Annotated in this window: 21 protein-coding genes and 1 pseudogene; 3 read left to right on the plus strand and 19 right to left on the minus strand. The window is 59.2% G+C overall.

Annotation, left to right across the window (positions count from 1 at the left end; all coding sequences use genetic code 11):
• The 6 genes and pseudogenes from ACLRGI_RS16175 to ACLRGI_RS16200 form a co-directional block, all read right to left on the minus strand.
• Window positions 1–220, minus strand: a pseudogene (locus ACLRGI_RS16175) (site-specific DNA-methyltransferase); the annotation flags it as partial.
• Window positions 221–382: 162 nt separating this feature from the next.
• Window positions 383–709 carry a hypothetical protein gene (locus tag ACLRGI_RS16180; RefSeq protein ID WP_207597841.1) on the minus strand — a complete coding sequence of 109 codons (327 nt, stop codon included), beginning with the start codon at window positions 707–709 and terminating at the stop codon, window positions 383–385.
• Window positions 710–800: 91 nt separating this feature from the next.
• Window positions 801–1,283: a hypothetical protein gene (locus tag ACLRGI_RS16185; RefSeq protein ID WP_207597840.1), complete on the minus strand. Its 483-nt coding sequence runs from the start codon at window positions 1,281–1,283 to the stop codon at window positions 801–803.
• Between the two features lie 112 nt (window positions 1,284–1,395).
• Window positions 1,396–2,127, minus strand: coding sequence for a hypothetical protein (locus ACLRGI_RS16190; protein ID WP_242703680.1), 732 nt, complete (start codon window positions 2,125–2,127; stop codon window positions 1,396–1,398).
• A 356-nt stretch (window positions 2,128–2,483) separates the two neighbouring features.
• Window positions 2,484–3,425: a hypothetical protein gene (locus tag ACLRGI_RS16195; RefSeq protein WP_207597839.1), complete on the minus strand. Its 942-nt coding sequence runs from the start codon at window positions 3,423–3,425 to the stop codon at window positions 2,484–2,486.
• A gap of 120 nt (window positions 3,426–3,545) precedes the next feature.
• Window positions 3,546–4,838, minus strand: a complete 1,293-nt coding sequence (locus ACLRGI_RS16200) for an abortive infection family protein (protein WP_207597838.1) — start codon at window positions 4,836–4,838, stop codon at window positions 3,546–3,548.
• A gap of 207 nt (window positions 4,839–5,045) precedes the next feature.
• Here ACLRGI_RS16200 and ACLRGI_RS16205 point away from each other — a divergent pair, with 207 nt between their 5' ends.
• A complete protein-coding gene (locus ACLRGI_RS16205) occupies window positions 5,046–5,624 on the plus strand; it encodes a recombinase family protein (protein WP_207597837.1) in 579 nt (192 codons plus the stop codon).
• A 13-nt stretch (window positions 5,625–5,637) separates the two neighbouring features.
• Here the strand turns inward: ACLRGI_RS16205 and ACLRGI_RS16210 are convergent, their stop codons facing one another.
• The 13 genes from ACLRGI_RS16210 to ACLRGI_RS16270 form a co-directional block, all read right to left on the minus strand.
• Complete coding sequence (locus tag ACLRGI_RS16210) at window positions 5,638–6,543, minus strand: hypothetical protein (protein WP_207597836.1); 906 nt, start codon at window positions 6,541–6,543, stop codon at window positions 5,638–5,640.
• 89 nt (window positions 6,544–6,632) lie between these two features.
• Window positions 6,633–6,860, minus strand: a complete 228-nt coding sequence (locus tag ACLRGI_RS16215; protein WP_045732620.1) for a hypothetical protein — start codon at window positions 6,858–6,860, stop codon at window positions 6,633–6,635.
• A gap of 12 nt (window positions 6,861–6,872) precedes the next feature.
• Window positions 6,873–7,505, minus strand: a complete 633-nt coding sequence (gene parA / locus ACLRGI_RS16220) for a ParA family partition ATPase (RefSeq protein WP_069695459.1) — start codon at window positions 7,503–7,505, stop codon at window positions 6,873–6,875.
• Between the two features lie 93 nt (window positions 7,506–7,598).
• The gene (locus ACLRGI_RS16225) at window positions 7,599–7,964 is read right to left on the minus strand and encodes a hypothetical protein (RefSeq protein WP_207597835.1); all 366 of its coding nucleotides are present in this window, start codon (window positions 7,962–7,964) and stop codon (window positions 7,599–7,601) included.
• A gap of 70 nt (window positions 7,965–8,034) precedes the next feature.
• Window positions 8,035–8,430: a sigma-70 family RNA polymerase sigma factor gene (locus ACLRGI_RS16230; RefSeq protein ID WP_207597834.1), complete on the minus strand. Its 396-nt coding sequence runs from the start codon at window positions 8,428–8,430 to the stop codon at window positions 8,035–8,037.
• Between the two features lie 172 nt (window positions 8,431–8,602).
• A complete protein-coding gene (locus tag ACLRGI_RS16235) occupies window positions 8,603–8,833 on the minus strand; it encodes a glutaredoxin domain-containing protein (RefSeq protein ID WP_207597833.1) in 231 nt (76 codons plus the stop codon).
• A gap of 53 nt (window positions 8,834–8,886) precedes the next feature.
• A complete protein-coding gene (locus tag ACLRGI_RS16240) occupies window positions 8,887–9,237 on the minus strand; it encodes a hypothetical protein (RefSeq protein ID WP_419202628.1) in 351 nt (116 codons plus the stop codon).
• A gap of 12 nt (window positions 9,238–9,249) precedes the next feature.
• Window positions 9,250–9,447, minus strand: coding sequence for a hypothetical protein (locus tag ACLRGI_RS16245; RefSeq protein ID WP_207597831.1), 198 nt, complete (start codon window positions 9,445–9,447; stop codon window positions 9,250–9,252).
• Window positions 9,448–9,813: 366 nt separating this feature from the next.
• On the minus strand, window positions 9,814–11,163 hold the full coding sequence (locus ACLRGI_RS16250) for a hypothetical protein (protein ID WP_207597830.1): 1,350 nt from the start codon (window positions 11,161–11,163) through the stop codon (window positions 9,814–9,816).
• A 148-nt stretch (window positions 11,164–11,311) separates the two neighbouring features.
• Window positions 11,312–11,548 carry a hypothetical protein gene (locus tag ACLRGI_RS16255; RefSeq protein ID WP_156784058.1) on the minus strand — a complete coding sequence of 79 codons (237 nt, stop codon included), beginning with the start codon at window positions 11,546–11,548 and terminating at the stop codon, window positions 11,312–11,314.
• A 177-nt stretch (window positions 11,549–11,725) separates the two neighbouring features.
• A complete protein-coding gene (locus ACLRGI_RS16260) occupies window positions 11,726–12,025 on the minus strand; it encodes a hypothetical protein (protein WP_207597829.1) in 300 nt (99 codons plus the stop codon).
• Window positions 12,026–12,034: 9 nt separating this feature from the next.
• Window positions 12,035–12,796, minus strand: coding sequence for a hypothetical protein (locus ACLRGI_RS16265; RefSeq protein WP_207597828.1), 762 nt, complete (start codon window positions 12,794–12,796; stop codon window positions 12,035–12,037).
• The gene (locus ACLRGI_RS16270; RefSeq protein ID WP_207597827.1) at window positions 12,793–13,530 is read right to left on the minus strand and encodes a hypothetical protein; all 738 of its coding nucleotides are present in this window, start codon (window positions 13,528–13,530) and stop codon (window positions 12,793–12,795) included. Before ACLRGI_RS16270 ends, ACLRGI_RS16265 begins: the two co-directional genes overlap by 4 nt.
• Window positions 13,531–13,794: 264 nt before the next feature.
• Between ACLRGI_RS16270 and ACLRGI_RS16275 the strand changes: the two genes are divergently transcribed.
• Both ACLRGI_RS16275 and ACLRGI_RS16280 read left to right on the plus strand, forming a co-directional pair.
• Window positions 13,795–14,874, plus strand: coding sequence for a CHAP domain-containing protein (locus ACLRGI_RS16275; protein WP_207597826.1), 1,080 nt, complete (start codon window positions 13,795–13,797; stop codon window positions 14,872–14,874).
• Window positions 14,871–15,380 carry a hypothetical protein gene (locus tag ACLRGI_RS16280; protein ID WP_207597825.1) on the plus strand — a complete coding sequence of 170 codons (510 nt, stop codon included), beginning with the start codon at window positions 14,871–14,873 and terminating at the stop codon, window positions 15,378–15,380. The genes ACLRGI_RS16275 and ACLRGI_RS16280 overlap by 4 nt, the downstream gene beginning before the upstream one ends.
• Window positions 15,381–15,423 lie beyond the last annotated feature (43 nt).

A 15,423-nucleotide genomic window follows, 5' to 3' on the forward strand; every position in this document is an offset into this window, starting at 1 on the left:
GGTCACCACGACCGGTCGATCCTCTCGGAGGCAGGATCCGTACCTTGCTTCCCTTGCGGATCTTATGTCCTGCGAGTTCGACGGCCTCGGGAGCATGTCTTTCAAAATTGAGCCCGAACGGCAGTCGCTTCTGCAATGGAAGAATCTCGTCTTCCAAATCTTTGCCAAGCTGCTCGTCAAGCTGCTTGGCAGCGCGCAAAAGGTCCGTGAGCCGCGACATTTCCCCATCCTTACTGAGACATGAGTGAGTCCGCGTCACACGCAAACTGCGCGGGCGCGAACTCAACTCCAACCCTACCCGCGCGGCTTGGGTGGTTCAGACCTCGGGGCAGGGCTTACAGGACATGTCGAAATGGAGGGAGTCAATGGCGAAAAGACGCCGCTAAAGCTTGTCGATCCAGGTGTCTTCTTCGCGGTTATCCCAGGCAGATCCCGTGCGTGTTGGCTTGGATCCACGCAGGCCGTGGATGCGCTGAAGAATCCTCCGAACCTCCACTGCCTGAAGCTCCCGGAGGCTGGATACTTCACGAACGACAACTGATTCGATCAGGGCCTTGCGATCGGCCTGACCTGACACTCCGGCCTCCTCGAAGGCATCACGGATCTCTTGTATTTGTTCTGCTTTGATCGGAAGCGGTGCGATGACGTTTGGAGATGGGGCAGGCTCGTCGATCTCGAAGAGTGAGGAAGCTTCGTCGTACACAGGCATCGATCTTACTGGCAGCGCGAGAGGCAGATAGTAGGTGATGGTCCTGGAGGAGTTTGTCGGACCACCTTATGCGCCTGCAAAGGGCCCAGCGTTATCTCCCGCCGGATTGAACCGGCGTCAGCCAGCCGACTCCCTTATATGCGAGGTAGGCGAGGGTTCCGATCACAATGATGTGAAGGACAATCGTGATGCCGTCAATCCCCTGGCGGCGAAGGGTTTCGATGATGTCCTTCAGGTGCAGGGACATCAGAGGCCAGACCACCAAGAACAACGCCAGAAAGCCTGCAAGCAGAACACAGGCGTTCATCCATGGCTCACTGGTACCCCGATAGACAGCCAGAAGCGCCAGAGCCTCACCCAACCCAATGAAGAGGGTGAAAAACAACAGCACCGGGGATTGAAATGGATTTGTGTCCCAGTGGACACGACGGCCAGGTTCATTAGTGCTGTCGTCTTTGAGGCCGGCCCCCGCACCATACCTGCTTGGCTTCTTTTGTAGCCATCGTGACTCAAAGGCGGCGGCGAGCAGCAGCACAGGTATGACCTGCGCAAGCAGGGCATTGAAGTCGGCCACGTATCTCCTAAGTTGGGCCTAGCTGAGGCTCCTCTGGGCGACACGTCTAAGGGCGTTACTGTCCTATTGGAGCTAGTGATTCTCCATACCCCCGCGTGCCCGGTCCAAGCCCCTATGCTGAAGGACGCGCCTTAATCACCGCGGGAACGCGATTCAGGCCGGTCAACCAGTCATGTACGGGCGAGCTGATCGAATTGACGAGGTTGAATACATCGCGAGTCCGTTCCGCTGCATCTACCTCTAGCAGTGTCTCCATGTGCGATACGCGATTACGCAGCCCATGAAGCCGGTACACACGCCAGAAGGTCGTTTCCCCGTCAGGGTCAACAACATTCGGAAAGGCGTTCACCAGCGCTTCTTTCCACATCCGTTGACGATTTCGGTTTTCTCTATTGTCAGCAGCATTGTTGAGGTGGTTGGGTAGCAGGTCCTTCCAAAGTCCGAACGTCACCTGCGCCAAGACGTCGTCATGCGTTACATCCATGCCATGACGCCAATGAGCCGCATCCCGCTTCTTCTTGGCCGAATTGGCCTGCTTAAGCGCTTCCACCCTCTTCCCTTGGCTTAGGCTGCGAAGCGGGGCGGCCGGGTCTTTCAGGAGCCAGCTCTGGTCAACCTTTAGCTCGGCAGAATTCCATTTCTGTAGCTCGGCGTCCATGGCGTTCCGGAGGACCACTTCCGTAACGCTAAGCAGTTCTTGAAAGGCTGAGGTCAGCTGGAGATTCCAGCCATATAGCGAAAGGGCGAGCTTCTCATCACCTGCCGAGGCCTTCAAATACGGCTCTAGGCGTGAGCGGTGAAAAGAATCAATAATTGCGCCACGAGTCTGCCGTCTGTCTGCCATGGACTGTATCTTGCCAGATCGGGCTCTGTACCCATGAAGTAGACATCACACCATCTACGTGTACTACATGGTTGTCATAACGCCCTACGCATGTGTAGTGTTGTGGGCATAGAAGGTGAGGACAGGGTCTCTCATCAACGAGATTAAAAAGGTCTGCAGGACGAAAAGCGCCTGCAGGCTTTTTTTGTGCTCCGTCATCGTCGTGTGTTCGTGAACCGGCTCGGAGAAGGAAGCAGCTTGCGGTCCTACAGAATGACCAGGAACCAGCTCCTGCATTGACGTGCATAAGTGCGCCACGCGAGTGTTCCATTTTCTTACAAACGGGACGCGCCAATATCCTCCATCGGCTGTTGTAGTCACCTTCGTTCTAAGGCCTGCTCAGGTACGAGCCGGAATGCTTGGCGGCGCTGGTAAACGACGGGCTCTACTATCTTCAGATCGCTCAGACGGTCCAAAGCCAAACCTGCGGCGTCATCAGCCGCTGCCTCCAGGTCTACTGTGGACAGAAGACTTATGAAGGCTGAGCGTCCACCGTGAGCGGTAGCCTGCAGAGCGTCCCTGTACATGGGCCGGTTGACGATTATGCCACCCCCATCGTCCACAGCCCGGGGTGACCTTCCATGGTGGTCGCGGCGAACAAACTCCCGCTCCCCATGGCTGCCGAAAAAGTCTCCCGATTCGTCGCTCAGACGGTTCAATGCCTCTTCCTGGACGTCTGGATCGTAGAGCCTACGCAAGAAAAGGGTGGCTCGCCGCTGGGCCGCTGTGGACAGGCCAAAGCCAATAACAATCGCGAACGCTGCTATGCCTAGAAACGGGTAGAAGAGTTCCGAGGGGAGCTGCAAATCACCGACGTTGAAGTACGTTCTGAGGCCGTATACCGAGACCAATAGTGCACCTGCCGTGGCAAACGGCCATGAGCGAGCCTTTGAAAAATCAGCCGACGCCTGGGTCGCTGCGGCTTTGACGTTTGTCCTCATAGTCAGGGTTGGGTCCGGCCGGGGCGCCGTGCCCATCTGATCCTTCACTGCGCCTGCCTGCATGGCTGCCACCACCTGGCTGACAAGCGACAGAGGAACTAAATCCGTAGACGGATCGGTATGGCTGCTCCCTGGGCCTCTAAGTTCGGCGCGCGCAGCCATGAGAGCAACTTGCCGTTCGTGCTGCGCTGCTGTGGTCTGGGGCACTTGCAGGTCTTTGAGTTCACTATCGATGGCCGTTAGGAGTCGATCTTTAGTCCGTTCAGTACCAAGATCGATTCCCAGGAGCGCAGCAATTTCAGATAATTCGGTAGGCATCTCCAAAACTTACCGGGCACCACTTGGACTGGACCAACACGCTAGCGTTCCACTTCCCTAGTGGGACTGTCCTATCCAGTGGCACAGACGTAGGCTCCCTCCAAAAACGGAGGCTCCTGCTTATTGTTTACAAGCGCCAGTACTAGGATCATCCCCCGGTGTCGGAATCTTCCCGGCTTCAATGCGTGCGTGCCATGTGTCAAGGAGGAATTCGGCGACCGTCACCGTGCTGTTCAAAGCAAGGCGTGCATGGCGAGGTCGCAGAGTGCTGCGGGTCGTTCGTCCATGTCCGAGTCCCAGCTGGTTACGAAGCTCTGCTATGCCTTGCACACTTGTCGTTAGGGCTCGAAGAACCAAATGGCTGGCCTCGCTTCCCCTAACGTTCTCCTCCACCGACTCCGCGTTCAGGGCCAGCAACGCGGCAACTTTCTTGTAGAGCTTAGGAAGGTCATCGTTCCTTGTGTACTCCACGCTGCTGTATTCAAGAATGAGCTTGCACAAAGATTCAATGAGCTCCTTACAAGAACCAATCGCCGCAGATGGGTCAATTTCGATAACCCTCTTTATCCGGTCAAGGTGTTCTTGAAGGACCGCGGGATCAGTGATTGCTGGACGGTTTTGGAGGAGATGGAAGGGTGCCGATCCATGGAATCCCGCAATGCTCCGCCATGCATAGAGGGGTCGGCCGCTGATGCTGGACTTCTCGTAAAGCTCGTACCCATCCGGTCTCAGTGCATCGTTTAAACCGCCAAGAAGAGCAGCAACGTCTTCCGGGTCAGTCCGGACTGCTGGATGCAGCATTTCTGCAAGGAACCTCAACAGCATGCCATCAGTCGCCAGGTCGAACCTGGCATCGTAGAACACCCAGTCGAAGTCCCAGTCATCGTTGTTGACACAATGTTGCCAAACCTCCAGCTCGGCATTTTCGAATCGCGGGTCTTCACTGGGCATTGCCGCAAGGTCGTAGAGTCTCTTCAGAAACTCGGGTGGATCAAAGCGACCCGCCCAGTTTCTTCCTCCGGGTGTCTTCTTCAAATGCTCCAAAATTCGAGTCCGCGTCACTTCGGTGATTCTGTTGCCTGCACCGATGTATTCAATCCGACCCGAACTAACCAGTCGGAACCCTTCACGGCTCAGCAATCCAGCAAGTTTTTCCCGATCATCCGGCGTAGCCAGGGCAATAGTCCCCTCATAGACCCTAAGGACTCTGACAATGTGCTCCCAGTCTGACCACTGCACCGAAGCCTCATAATCAGACCAAAGGGACATGCGCACGCCGCTGAATGATTGACCCGACCCGGGCGCAAAGCCCTCATCCCGCCACATTCTCTCGATGTCATGGACGACAATCCCCCGCGCCTGCTCACGAAAAGCGCTTCGGAGCCGTGCAGGGATGTATTCGACTGAGGCCATAGCTGATTCTCTCAGTCACCACTGACTACCAGAGGACGCAGCCGCATACCGTCGTCCCACTTCCTTGGAATCAGGACACCTGTCAGTGGGACACTCCCCCAGCAATCTGATCCGCACCGTTCCGCGTAATCTTCGTGTCCCGCATGTTATGCCAAAACGCCCGCCATAGAAGGAGGTCACAGACGCAACTTTCGGTACGGTGCTCGGATGGAAATCGGATATGCGCGAGTCTCAACCGCCAAACAGGACCTAGGGCGGCAACTGGATGCGCTGGCGGTCGCCGGCATCACCAAAGTGTTCGCTGATAAGAAGTCCGGAGCCACAAGGGACCGGCCCGGCCTTCGGGGGGCGTTGGACCATGCAAGGGCCGGCGACGTGATCGTTGTGCATACCTTGGACCGGCTGGGGCGCACGGTGCGGGACACTCTGAACCTAATGCACGAGCTCAAAGGGCGCGGGGTGGGTGTCCGGACGCTGGCTGATCCCCTGCCAATCGACACATCGAACCCGGACAGCCCCATGGCGCAGCTGGCGGTAGTAATGCTGGCGCTTTTCGGAGAGATGGAACGAACTTACGCGTCCGAACGGGCATCCCATGCGCGGGCGGTGGCCACGGCACATGGCCGGCGGACGGGCCGGCCTTCCGTAGTCGATCCTGACAAGCTTGAACACGCCGCCATGCTGCGGGAGAAGGGCATCCCGATGCGGGAAATTGTCAGCAAAACGGGACTGGCCCGAACAACGCTGTACCGCCACCTACCGCCTCGCCAGGACGATAAGGACTAAGACATAAGTTTGCTCATGGCGCCAGGGGGCCTTCATCGTCCGCTTCCGCCTCACGTAAGCGAATCCGTTCGTGCGCCGCTTCGAGCTCTTCGCCCACGGCTTCCTCGTCCCCGATTCTGGCGATGTGGTAGTTGAAGAAGTCCGCGGAAGTGTGGATGAAGATACGAGAGACAACCTCCCCCAGCAGTGGCAGTTCCTGTCGTGTGTAGCAAGTGGCCACATCAAGGCTTGCGGACACCCACCGGACCTTCCGGAAAAGGCTCATCACTACGCCGACTGACGGCTTGTACAGGTCAAGAGCCAGGTCCTGTATCACTCGCTGCGAAGTCCATAGGAGCCCGTTGTCAACCAGCTCAGATTGGATTGCGTCGGCCGCTCGTTCCTTGATCGAGATCAGTCGGCGCACGTCTTCCGAGACCGAAGCCCTTGCAGCAAGTGCAGACCATTCCTTGTACGTACTGACCTCGGTGTCATCGTTCGAAAGCGAATCTAGGTGCTCGTATCTGCCGGCCCCATTGGCGAACCGCTCGACCATGTTCGTGACATCGGGGTCGAGGGCGTCCAGCGGGCGGACGAGGTACCCCATCTTACGCGGCGAGACGCTGGGGCCCGACTGAGGCAGCGGCAACTCCTCAACCGCGTTGAGCAGGTTCCCAATCTTGTGGGAGTAGTCACGCAGCCTCGGGAACTCGCCAGCGACCGCGTACCCGTTGCAGGCGATAGCCAACTTGCACAGGCGCTCCAACCCGGACGAATACGAGTGCATCCCGACGTGAAGTGCGTAGTTCTGATCTTTGCTGCCCCAGGGGAACAAATCGGGAGCCGTCGGGACGGAGCACAGTCTACGAAGCCCGGCCAAGGCCAGATCGGAGGCGAATTGGGTTTCGGCGACAAGGCTCTCCCAGATGGGCAGCGTCATGCGATCATTCATGCCAAGTCCCACGTTTCCAAGCAAAACTAGATAGTGTTCTGGGATCCACTTCCCCACTCAAATACTCAAATGAGTAGTTACTCATCTGGAAACGAATCTATGTAGGCGGTCAGGAACTCCTTGACGCTCTGGTTGCGCTTGGCGGCGAGGATTTTGAGCTTGGCATGCTTACTTCTGGGGACTTCAAAGTTCACCCGCTGAAGCTGCTCAGCTGGAACCTCATCCTTAAGGCTTTCCATCAGTTTGGCTTTGGCTGTGGCGGACTGGCTGGGGCGCCCAGTGGACAGCTTAGAGAAGCTACTCATTTACTCATTTCCTCATTTACTCACAAGCGTAAGGAGTTCGTTGGTGAGCTCTTGGATCTCCCTGGCCCCGGGCGACCCCGGGAAGTCCTCCAGGATGGTGGATCCCCCCGCTGCGGTTCCTGGGTAGTCAACCCGCTGGTGCACCCGGGATTGCAGAACGGGAAGGTTGTAGCCTTCCAGGATCCCGGAGACTTCTTTTCCGATGTTCGTTCCAGTGATGGCGCGGGAGACAACAAAAGCTGCCTGCAGCTTTCCGTCTGTAATTTCGATTCGCTGCTTCACCAGGTCAACGAGGTCGGATGTGGCCCAGATGTCGTAGGGCGACGGTTGCACGGGGATGAGGGCAAAGTCGCTGGCTTTGATGGCCGACACGGCTAGGTCTGCGGCTTGTGGGGCGCCGTCGATGATGACGAAGTCCACGGGGGCGATGCTCTTAAGGTCCCGTTCAATCGTTGGTCGGTCCATCCCCACTACGGGCATGGGATGATCTTCGCGGGCTGCGGCCCAGTCCCGCGCACTGCCTTGAGGATCTGAGTCCACAAGCAGTACGGTATGGCCGGCCAATCTAAGCGCCGTGGCGACATGCGTGGCAATGGTTGTTTTGCCGGCCCCGCCTTTTTGATTGAGAACTGCGATGACTTTCATGTGCGGCGTCCTGTTCTACGCGAAATACTCAAATGAGTATTTGAGCTAATACTCATTTGAGTATTTCATGAGTAAATGAGTGCTTGAGTGAGGCTAGGGGAGCGGCGTGTCCCTGTAACCTTGGCGGGAAATGGCGCTCTGCGCTTTCTCCAGCTCGGCGCCCAGTTCGGCGGCCAACTGCGCGGCCCTTGTGAGATGGTCAGTAGCAGCGGCCACGCTCTGAATGGGATCGCGGCCGTCATCCTCGTACACGTCGTATTCGTCCAGAGAGCGGCCGAGGGATTTGGCGAGCTGCGTGCACGCCTGCGGCAGCATGTGGCCTAGGCCCTTGAGATTTCCTAAGACGCTATAAACGGTAGGGGCCGGGTGGATCTGCGTGATGGTCAGGTGGTTGATTGAGCGAATGGCCTCGTAGGCGTCATCGGCCGCGCGGATCACTTCGGGGGTCTCGCCATCCATGGTGCGTTCCTCTCTGGGATGGGCATTTCTGAGTCAGCCTACGGTTGTGGTCTGACTGCCTATGTCGGGCTTATGCGGTGGGTGCCTTCTTCGCTTTCAGCTGGGATACGCGTTGCGTGGAGATGCCGAGCATGCGGGCCACTTCGGTGATGGTGAAGTCCTCGCTCAGTTCGGCGATGACGGCGCGGGATTCCGCGGCTCCCTTTGTCGATAGTTCTTGGGCCTTCTCCAGATCGTTCCGGGCTTGGGTCCAGCGTTCCATGATGTTTCCAGGTGCCCTGAGGGTGACGTGCACCGTTACGTCTTCTGGATCGAGGTTGAGCGTCGTGGCCACGAGGTCAGCAGCGATGTCCTGGATGTCTTTTGCGCGGCTGGCGCGGGCTGCCTGGTTGATCTGGTGGATACGTATCTCCCACCATTTGCCCTCTTTATGGGCGATTGCTTCAAACTCACGTTTGTTTTTCATGCGTGGGGGGAGTCCTTTCCTGGCGGCCCGGGCAGCTGTCCGTGTCTACGCTAGTCCCCCTAGAGCACTTATCGCAGGGGTGCTAGCAGGATTCCTCGTTGAGCTGGCCGGCTAACTCCGTCATGATCTTTCCTTTCGCGATTGATACTCAACTGAGTAAATGAGTAGATACTCATTTGAGGGTGAGAATTCTGTCGGGGCGGAAGCCTGACCATGAATCTGAATCGGTGACGACGACGGGCGCGGCCATGTGGCCGGCCTGCCGGAAAATGTCCCGCTCCATCTCTGTCATCTCCTTTACCTGGTAGGTGATTCTCTGGCGGTCCATGGCCTTCTTGGTGGCGGTGCAGTTACCGCACTCACGGCCTGTTTCATCGGTAATGGTGTAGACGGTGATGCTCATGGTTCCGGGCTCCTAGGGAGGGGTGGCCGGGGTTTCCGGCCACCATGGGTTGGCTAAACGAATTCCACTGCGGCTAGGCGGGTGTCGAATAACTTTTCTGCGACGCGGATCAGATGGGTTGGGGCGTCGGTGTCCCAGCCGTGTTCCGCGCGTCCCAGGTAAACAGCGGTGCCTGCTACCTCGGGCAGGTAGAGGCCTGTCTCCCGAAGTAGTTGCCCTGCTCGTACGTTGGGGTGGACGTTCCGGCTGTCAGCCCTGAGGTAGACCTGCCAGTCCCCATTGACGATGCAGTCCAGCTGTCCGTACAGCGCTTCAAGGGTGCCGTGGCGGACGTCTTGGCGGTTGGCTGTGACTTCGTCGTTGAGTCGCGCGGGGATGACGAGGGCAATGCACTTGCGGATCATGGCGGCGCTCCTTCATTCGTGGCGGATGGCAGCGGGGACGTATGCCTGCAGGCTTTCCTTATCGATCCAGAAGTGCTGGCGCCCGGTTCCTCCGGCGGCCACGTAGTCACCGCTGAGGATGTTGTTGGCGGCTCCGAAGGTCTGAAACCACTTGTCTTCGTGGTCGAAGGTGACGGTGTTTCCGCTTGGATAGGTGGTTTCGGTGAGCATTTTCAGTTCCTCTCGTTGGGCTGCTAACACTTCCACTCTAGTCCACCTAGGAACTTTTATTCAAGCCCCCCTAGGAGAAATACTCGATTTGTGCGGTTTCTGGTTGTGGTCATCCCCGCCAGTAGCTCGCTGGGATCCCCCCGGTGCCTAAGAAGCCGGCCACGCCGCCACGGTTCCTGTGCCCTCCCACTCGCGGCCCGCACGGTAGATGTGTGTCGTCCCGGCTGAAAGAGACCCAACGGAGACGGTAGGGGAGACGGCAACCCCCAGGCCTGGACCATGGGGAAGTGCTTCGGTTTTGCGCTGTCCCTACTGTGGGCCGGGTGGAGACCGGAGGATAAATCTCAAAGCGGTCCACATTGGGCGTCAGCGCGTGGTGCCGCGTACGGCAGCCTCCTGAAGTCCCTTTTGGTAGTCATCAGCGAACCTTGTTCGCCAGGACGCACGCACAGTGTCTGAGCGGCGTTCAGCTGCTTGCTGCTGGATCCGCTGGGCTTCGGCCCTCGCTTGGGCTTTTGCCGCCTCGGAGCGCTGCAAGGCGCGTTGCCGACGGCTGTAGACAGGCTGGCCGTTAACCCGCCAGTGGTTGAGCCTGCTTTGCAGGAGCGCGGGAAGGTTCAACGCGCCGTGGAAGCCATCGTGACGGTGCTCGGTGCCGTCGGGTTTGGTGTCGAGAGCGTGCAGGACATCGCTTGGTGTGTAACCGGCACGGAAAAAGGGCGCCAGGATCCGGGCGAGGTGGCGTGAGCGCAGCTTACGGAGTGGCGGTGAGTTCCATTGGACGGTACGGGCCGCTTGCAACTCGTTGAAGTCGCGGGTTGCCTTGTCATTGGCGCTTGTCGTTTTATCAGCTGGCCATTGCAGATCTGTACGAGCGGCCGTCATATCGGCCACCCATTTAGTGGCCGCCTCAAAATAGGATTTCAGTGTGGGCGAAGCCCACGCCATTATGCCTTTGGGGGTTGATTTTCCTTTGGACAGGTTAGGGTTGCCATTTATGTCCACAGCGAATCCGAACATGCCCAGAAGCGGATCCAGTTTGCACTTGGATTCCATGCGCTGGACTTCTTCTTCACCGAACCTGGCCAGTTCCTCTTCGGTGGCGGGACGGCAGAGGACGTAGACGGCCCTGTCGGCCATCCGTTCTTCGCGTTCGCCAACCTTGAAGAGGTTGGTCTCTCCGCTGCAGTTTTTGGGGGTGTAGATCGCTGAGCGGCCGCCAGCGACGATGGCGAGGAATCCGTGGCGCATCAGCCAGCGTTTGATGCGCCCCAGGGTGCCTTGGCCGATACCGGCTGAGGCCAACAGGTAGGCGTTGCCCGGGGTCACCGTGTGGCTATTGAAGTCGAAGCCCAGAAGTAAAAGCGAGGCCACGGCGAGGAGGTTTCGGCGGAAGTCGGATCTGCGCCAAGTGAGCTTGGGGTGTTGGCGGATAGCTTCCAGCCAGTCGAAGTCCATCGTCAGCGCGCAGCTGCCCTCAGGGACGGCGCGAAGGACGTTTTCCTCGTTCCGCTCCACCATCCGGTTAAGGCGCCGGGGGGCTTCGGTGCGTTTCGAATGCTCGCCTAGTAGCGCGTGGTCGCGCTGCTTCCAGACGCCAGGCAAGCCCTGCACCGCCACATAGCCGGGGATTCTCGGCGTGGCCTTTCCCTGCTCGCCGCAGGGCACAACTCGGGCCGGGACGTGCGTTGACGCCCGGGCAGGGTCCGGTACCATAAGGGGGACAAGACCTTTCAGTTTGAAGGGAACACAAAGGGACCGTCCCTCGCGGGAAGGTTCTGGTATCCATCGCCGGCACAGTCGCCAAACAGAGACGGTGATGGAAGGATTTCGGAAGCCCCGCACCTAGTGCGGGGTCTTTCGTTTAAGAAGCGGCCTGTATAGGCAGCTCCTCAGCTTGTCGGTTTATCTTGGGGAAGACCGGCAGTCCGCCGTTCTTCTCCAAGTAGAGGACCAGGTCCTCAAGGTAAAGGCCGACTGACCGGCCAGAGTTCGCAGCTGCGCTGTTTATGGCTTTGCGGCGCTCCGGCCTCACTCGGCCCTGCAGGAGCACCAGATCTATGCCGTCAGGGTGACGGACGCGTCCTGGTTGTGCACTCATGGCTTTAACGTGTCACGCGACGAATGCATACGCAGGGATCCGCGCGGGTGTGTCGAGCTTAATCTTGCTCGGCGTCCATACCGTGGCTTCGCGGGCCCTCATGACACGTGGTGAAAAGTCCATGACTCCAATATGTCATAAACTCCAAAAATTTTGGATATGGGTCGAGCCTGCATGTCACGACCATGCCCGCCGCACTATCTCATCGACGGGCCCGGCGGCCGTCTGCGCGGAGGTAGCGCTAAAAGCCCCGCGGAACAGATCCCGGGTAGCTCTGAGCGAGCGGAAGTAACGGCCTTGTTTGTCGATGCGCCAACGTGAGATGCCGAGAAATCTCGCGGCCGCCTTCCGCTCCATGCCAGCCTCCACACAGACACGGACTGCGGCGTAGATGACCTGGTACGCCGCCTCGTGCTCACGTGGGACCTCTGCCAGTACCTTCTGCACGGCTGTCTTTGCCTGTTGGGGAGTCGTCATAGCGTCCTTCTAGTCGATCGACAGGGCGGATCCCAGCTCACGTTCTGGCTTTTTCTGGCGTCGCGCATATGCAAACAGCGCAAGGCCAATAACGACCAAGGCGGTCGAGGCGTAGGAGATGAGCATGTACACATAGGCGAGGTCTTTGGACCCATACCATTCCGCGGGATAGCTACCGGCCCGCAGCAAGGACAGCGTGAAGCCTCCCGCGATCATCCCAGACGCCACTTTCCCAATGGCCAAAGGGTTCCGACGGGCGTCCAAGTAGGCCGGCCGAATCAGGGGTGTTACGACGTAGGCAACATAGATCAGGACCAGCCAGGTGTTAAGGCGGACGCTGGGCTGCGCTGCATAATCAAGCAGTTGTGGGGAGGGGGCCGGGCCGTCCGTGGCCAGAACCGTCAACAGGAGGCCTGTAGCGGTGAGGCCAAGCATGACCGCACCGGGCATGCCTACAGTCCAGCGTCTGGCGAACGTTGAACCGTAGGCCTGGCTGAGGTGGCCTCCAAGAAACGCCACGGCGACCAGAGCGCAGTATTTCGAAAGCAAGTCCGTCGCGTTCGTGATGGGCATGATGGAGTCGACTGCGTAATACACGGGTGGTACAAGAAGCAGGTAAGCCAGTGTGAGGAATATTCCTGACAGCGCGACGTTTCTGCCTTTTCCCTTGAGTGCATGCTGATATCCCGTAGTAGGGGCATTGAGGCGTTTGAACGTCAGGCTCCCCAAGAGAATGAGCATCAGAGTGGGTACAACGGCCAGCACCTTCATCCCAGGAGCTCCGTCATCTTCTCTGCGTATTCCCGGGCCTCTTTGCGCTGTTTCACTCGGCGCTGCAGGAGGTTAATGCGCGCTGAAATCAGCTCCACAAGGGCGTCGTCGGAAACCTCCAGCAGTTCGTCTTCGCGTGCACGCACCTGCCAGCCGCCTTCTGCCGGCGTTATCAGGCCGACAACGACGAGTCCTGAGGCGAAAGACCCTCCGGTCGCCCGGGACGCCGCTACGGCAAGGTGCGGCGAGAGACGGTTCTCCGTGAGGGACGTGATGATGTACGTCAATGCCATTCCCGATTCCGCGGCCATGCGGTGTCGTAGGTCTCCCGGATCCAGGGCGTCCACCCAGGCACGGTGAGAACCATCGTGCGGAAATTCAATGAGTGGAATGTGGCTTCTGAGTTCGCGGGGGTAATGGGTCTTTGAGGTCCGGAATTGCAGCTCTCCCATGAGATCCGCGTGGTGGACCTGGCTCAAAACTTCGGCAGCGGACGGTTCCACGGGCCGGGAGAGAACGTCGCGATATCCATCGAAGGCCGTGAGAGCTTGAAGCACCCCTAACCCGGCTGCCCGTGCTACGGCGACAACCGTCGATTCAGCCACGTTCCCTCTCCGCAGCTGGTTTCCCAGGGTTCCGCGGTTAAGGCCCGTCAGTGCACTGAGGGCAGCCGGGGAAGTGCTGATGGACGCAGCGTCCAGCCAGCTCTTGAACTCTTTGGCTGAGACGGGCACAAACACTCCTTGACGTGACAGGACGCATGACAATGAACCTGCTAAACTGCTACCAATAGTTAAATATTTTCAAATACTCAATATTTGGTATCTATCTTTATTTTAGCTTCTTGGCCGAGTTTAGCCGGGTAGGGGTTCGGCCCATCAGGTACGCACCCCCGGCATCTTGGCCAGGACGCCTAGTCGAAGACGCGAGTTTCGGCACACGGGGGAGGGAACGGTCATGCAAGACCTAAGGTCGTTCGTCAGAGAACGGACCACACGATGAACCAACGGAAGTCGTTGGTGCTTGTGGCCTTGATCGTCATTCCCGGGCTGCTTTTCGGGCTGGTCTTCTCATTCATCCTTCTGCTGAATCCTGCGAAACCTGCGGCGGCCGACTGTGGCCCGGCAGCTGTGGCCCTGGACGGAAACACGAACGTGGAGGGATACAGCGCGGAGCAGTTGAAGAACGCTGCCGCTGTGATGGGCGCCGGTAAGGCGCTGAACCTCTCCGTGAAGGGCCAGACCATCAGCGTCATGGTGGCTCTAGGGGAGTCGGGACTGCGTGTGCTGGACTACGGCGACGGTCCCGGCCCGGATTCCCGTGGGTTGTTTCAGCAGCGCGACAACGGCGCGTGGGGCTCCTACGCGGATCGCATGGATCCAACGATCAGTGCCACCAATTTCATCAAGGCGCTGCAGGCTGTACCGGGTTGGGAGCTGTTGGAGCCGACTATCGCCGGGAACAAGGTCCAGCGGAACGCGGACCCGTACCACTACCAGAAGTATTGGCCTGAGGCCGTCGAGCTCGTCCAGGCGCTCTCGGGCGGGAGCTTCTCCCTCGAGGGCAGTGACTGCGCCATCCCAGGGAAGTCCGGTGCGGGGGATGACTACCCGTGGAAGGACTCTCCGACTTGGTTGCAGGTAGGGGCAGGTTCCGCGGCCGCCTCGCCGTTGGGCATGTTTTACCGCGAGTGCGTGGACTTCGCCCTGTGGCGGGTCAACCAGCAGATGGGGTCCACCAGTGCCCCGTTCAAGTTCCTGAACGGGAACTTCCGCCCGGACGGGCAGGGCCTCGGTTCCGCGGTGACGTGGAAGGCCGGATGGGACGCCAAGGGCTGGCCCACCGGCAGCACGCCCCGGGTCGGTGCGGTCGTCTGGTACGCGCCAGGCGTCGGCGGGTCAGACCCCACCTTCGGCCACGTGGCGGTGGTCAAGGAAGTCAAGAACGACGGGACCTACGTCGAAGAGGGCTACAACGGCAACCCGCCGCCGGATGACCACAACTACTACACCCGCACCGTGAGCAACACGATCCCGTCAGCCTTCCTGTACCTGCCCACCCAAGAGGAGAAGAAGTGAAGAAGTCACTGCCACTGACCGCGATGGTTCTGCTGTGCACGGCCTGCGCGCCGGCAGCGAACACTACACCAGCGCCGGCGACCAGTGCAGCCGCCGCTTCTGCACCGGTTTCCCTAAGCGCGAGCAGCGGCCCGCAGGCTCCAGGCGGCACCGTCCCGGCCACCATCGGCATCAGCTGGGATCAGGCCAGCAAGGACGCCGCCGTAGAGACCGCGCAGAAGGCCATGACGGACTTCGCCCGCCCGGGCGTGGAGGACAAGCAGTGGGCCAACGATCTGGCCCGCTGGCTGACTCCGCAGGCCACAGCCGATTATTCAGCCGTGGACCCCGCCAACGTCCCCGCCACCCGCGTCACCGGCCCCGCGACGCTGACGGTCGATGAAGCCAATGGCTATGGCGTCATGGCTGCCGTTCCCACCGATGCCGGCACCTACACCCTGCAGCTGCTCCGCACCGGCACGGAAGCCCCGTGGAAAGTCAACCGGCTCACCCCGCCCGCGTCCTAACCGTACGTGCCTCACTCACTCCGTCAACGTAAGGAATCAGATT

The sequence above is a fragment of the Paenarthrobacter sp. PPS72 genome, from assembly GCF_048537125.1.
GTDB lineage: Bacteria > Actinomycetota > Actinomycetes > Actinomycetales > Micrococcaceae > Arthrobacter > Arthrobacter nitroguajacolicus_E.

Coding starts and splice junctions, on each gene's coding strand:
- ACLRGI_RS16275 (WP_207597826.1), top strand. CDS start 13,795: ATGAACCAACGGAAGTCGTTGGTGCTTGTGGCCTTGATCGTCATTCCC.
- ACLRGI_RS16260 (WP_207597829.1), bottom strand. CDS start 12,025: ATGACGACTCCCCAACAGGCAAAGACAGCCGTGCAGAAGGTACTGGCA.
- ACLRGI_RS16195 (WP_207597839.1), bottom strand. CDS start 3,425: ATGCCTACCGAATTATCTGAAATTGCTGCGCTCCTGGGAATCGATCTT.
- ACLRGI_RS16240 (WP_419202628.1), bottom strand. CDS start 9,237: ATGATCCGCAAGTGCATTGCCCTCGTCATCCCCGCGCGACTCAACGAC.
- ACLRGI_RS16265 (WP_207597828.1), bottom strand. CDS start 12,796: ATGAAGGTGCTGGCCGTTGTACCCACTCTGATGCTCATTCTCTTGGGG.
- ACLRGI_RS16215 (WP_045732620.1), bottom strand. CDS start 6,860: ATGAGTAGCTTCTCTAAGCTGTCCACTGGGCGCCCCAGCCAGTCCGCC.
- ACLRGI_RS16205 (WP_207597837.1), top strand. CDS start 5,046: ATGGAAATCGGATATGCGCGAGTCTCAACCGCCAAACAGGACCTAGGG.
- ACLRGI_RS16250 (WP_207597830.1), bottom strand. CDS start 11,163: ATGGTACCGGACCCTGCCCGGGCGTCAACGCACGTCCCGGCCCGAGTT.
- ACLRGI_RS16245 (WP_207597831.1), bottom strand. CDS start 9,447: ATGCTCACCGAAACCACCTATCCAAGCGGAAACACCGTCACCTTCGAC.
- ACLRGI_RS16255 (WP_156784058.1), bottom strand. CDS start 11,548: ATGAGTGCACAACCAGGACGCGTCCGTCACCCTGACGGCATAGATCTG.
- ACLRGI_RS16200 (WP_207597838.1), bottom strand. CDS start 4,838: ATGGCCTCAGTCGAATACATCCCTGCACGGCTCCGAAGCGCTTTTCGT.
- ACLRGI_RS16210 (WP_207597836.1), bottom strand. CDS start 6,543: ATGACGCTGCCCATCTGGGAGAGCCTTGTCGCCGAAACCCAATTCGCC.
- ACLRGI_RS16235 (WP_207597833.1), bottom strand. CDS start 8,833: ATGAGCATCACCGTCTACACCATTACCGATGAAACAGGCCGTGAGTGC.
- ACLRGI_RS16180 (WP_207597841.1), bottom strand. CDS start 709: ATGCCTGTGTACGACGAAGCTTCCTCACTCTTCGAGATCGACGAGCCT.
- parA (WP_069695459.1), bottom strand. CDS start 7,505: ATGAAAGTCATCGCAGTTCTCAATCAAAAAGGCGGGGCCGGCAAAACA.
- ACLRGI_RS16230 (WP_207597834.1), bottom strand. CDS start 8,430: ATGAAAAACAAACGTGAGTTTGAAGCAATCGCCCATAAAGAGGGCAAA.
- ACLRGI_RS16225 (WP_207597835.1), bottom strand. CDS start 7,964: ATGGATGGCGAGACCCCCGAAGTGATCCGCGCGGCCGATGACGCCTAC.
- ACLRGI_RS16190 (WP_242703680.1), bottom strand. CDS start 2,127: ATGGCAGACAGACGGCAGACTCGTGGCGCAATTATTGATTCTTTTCAC.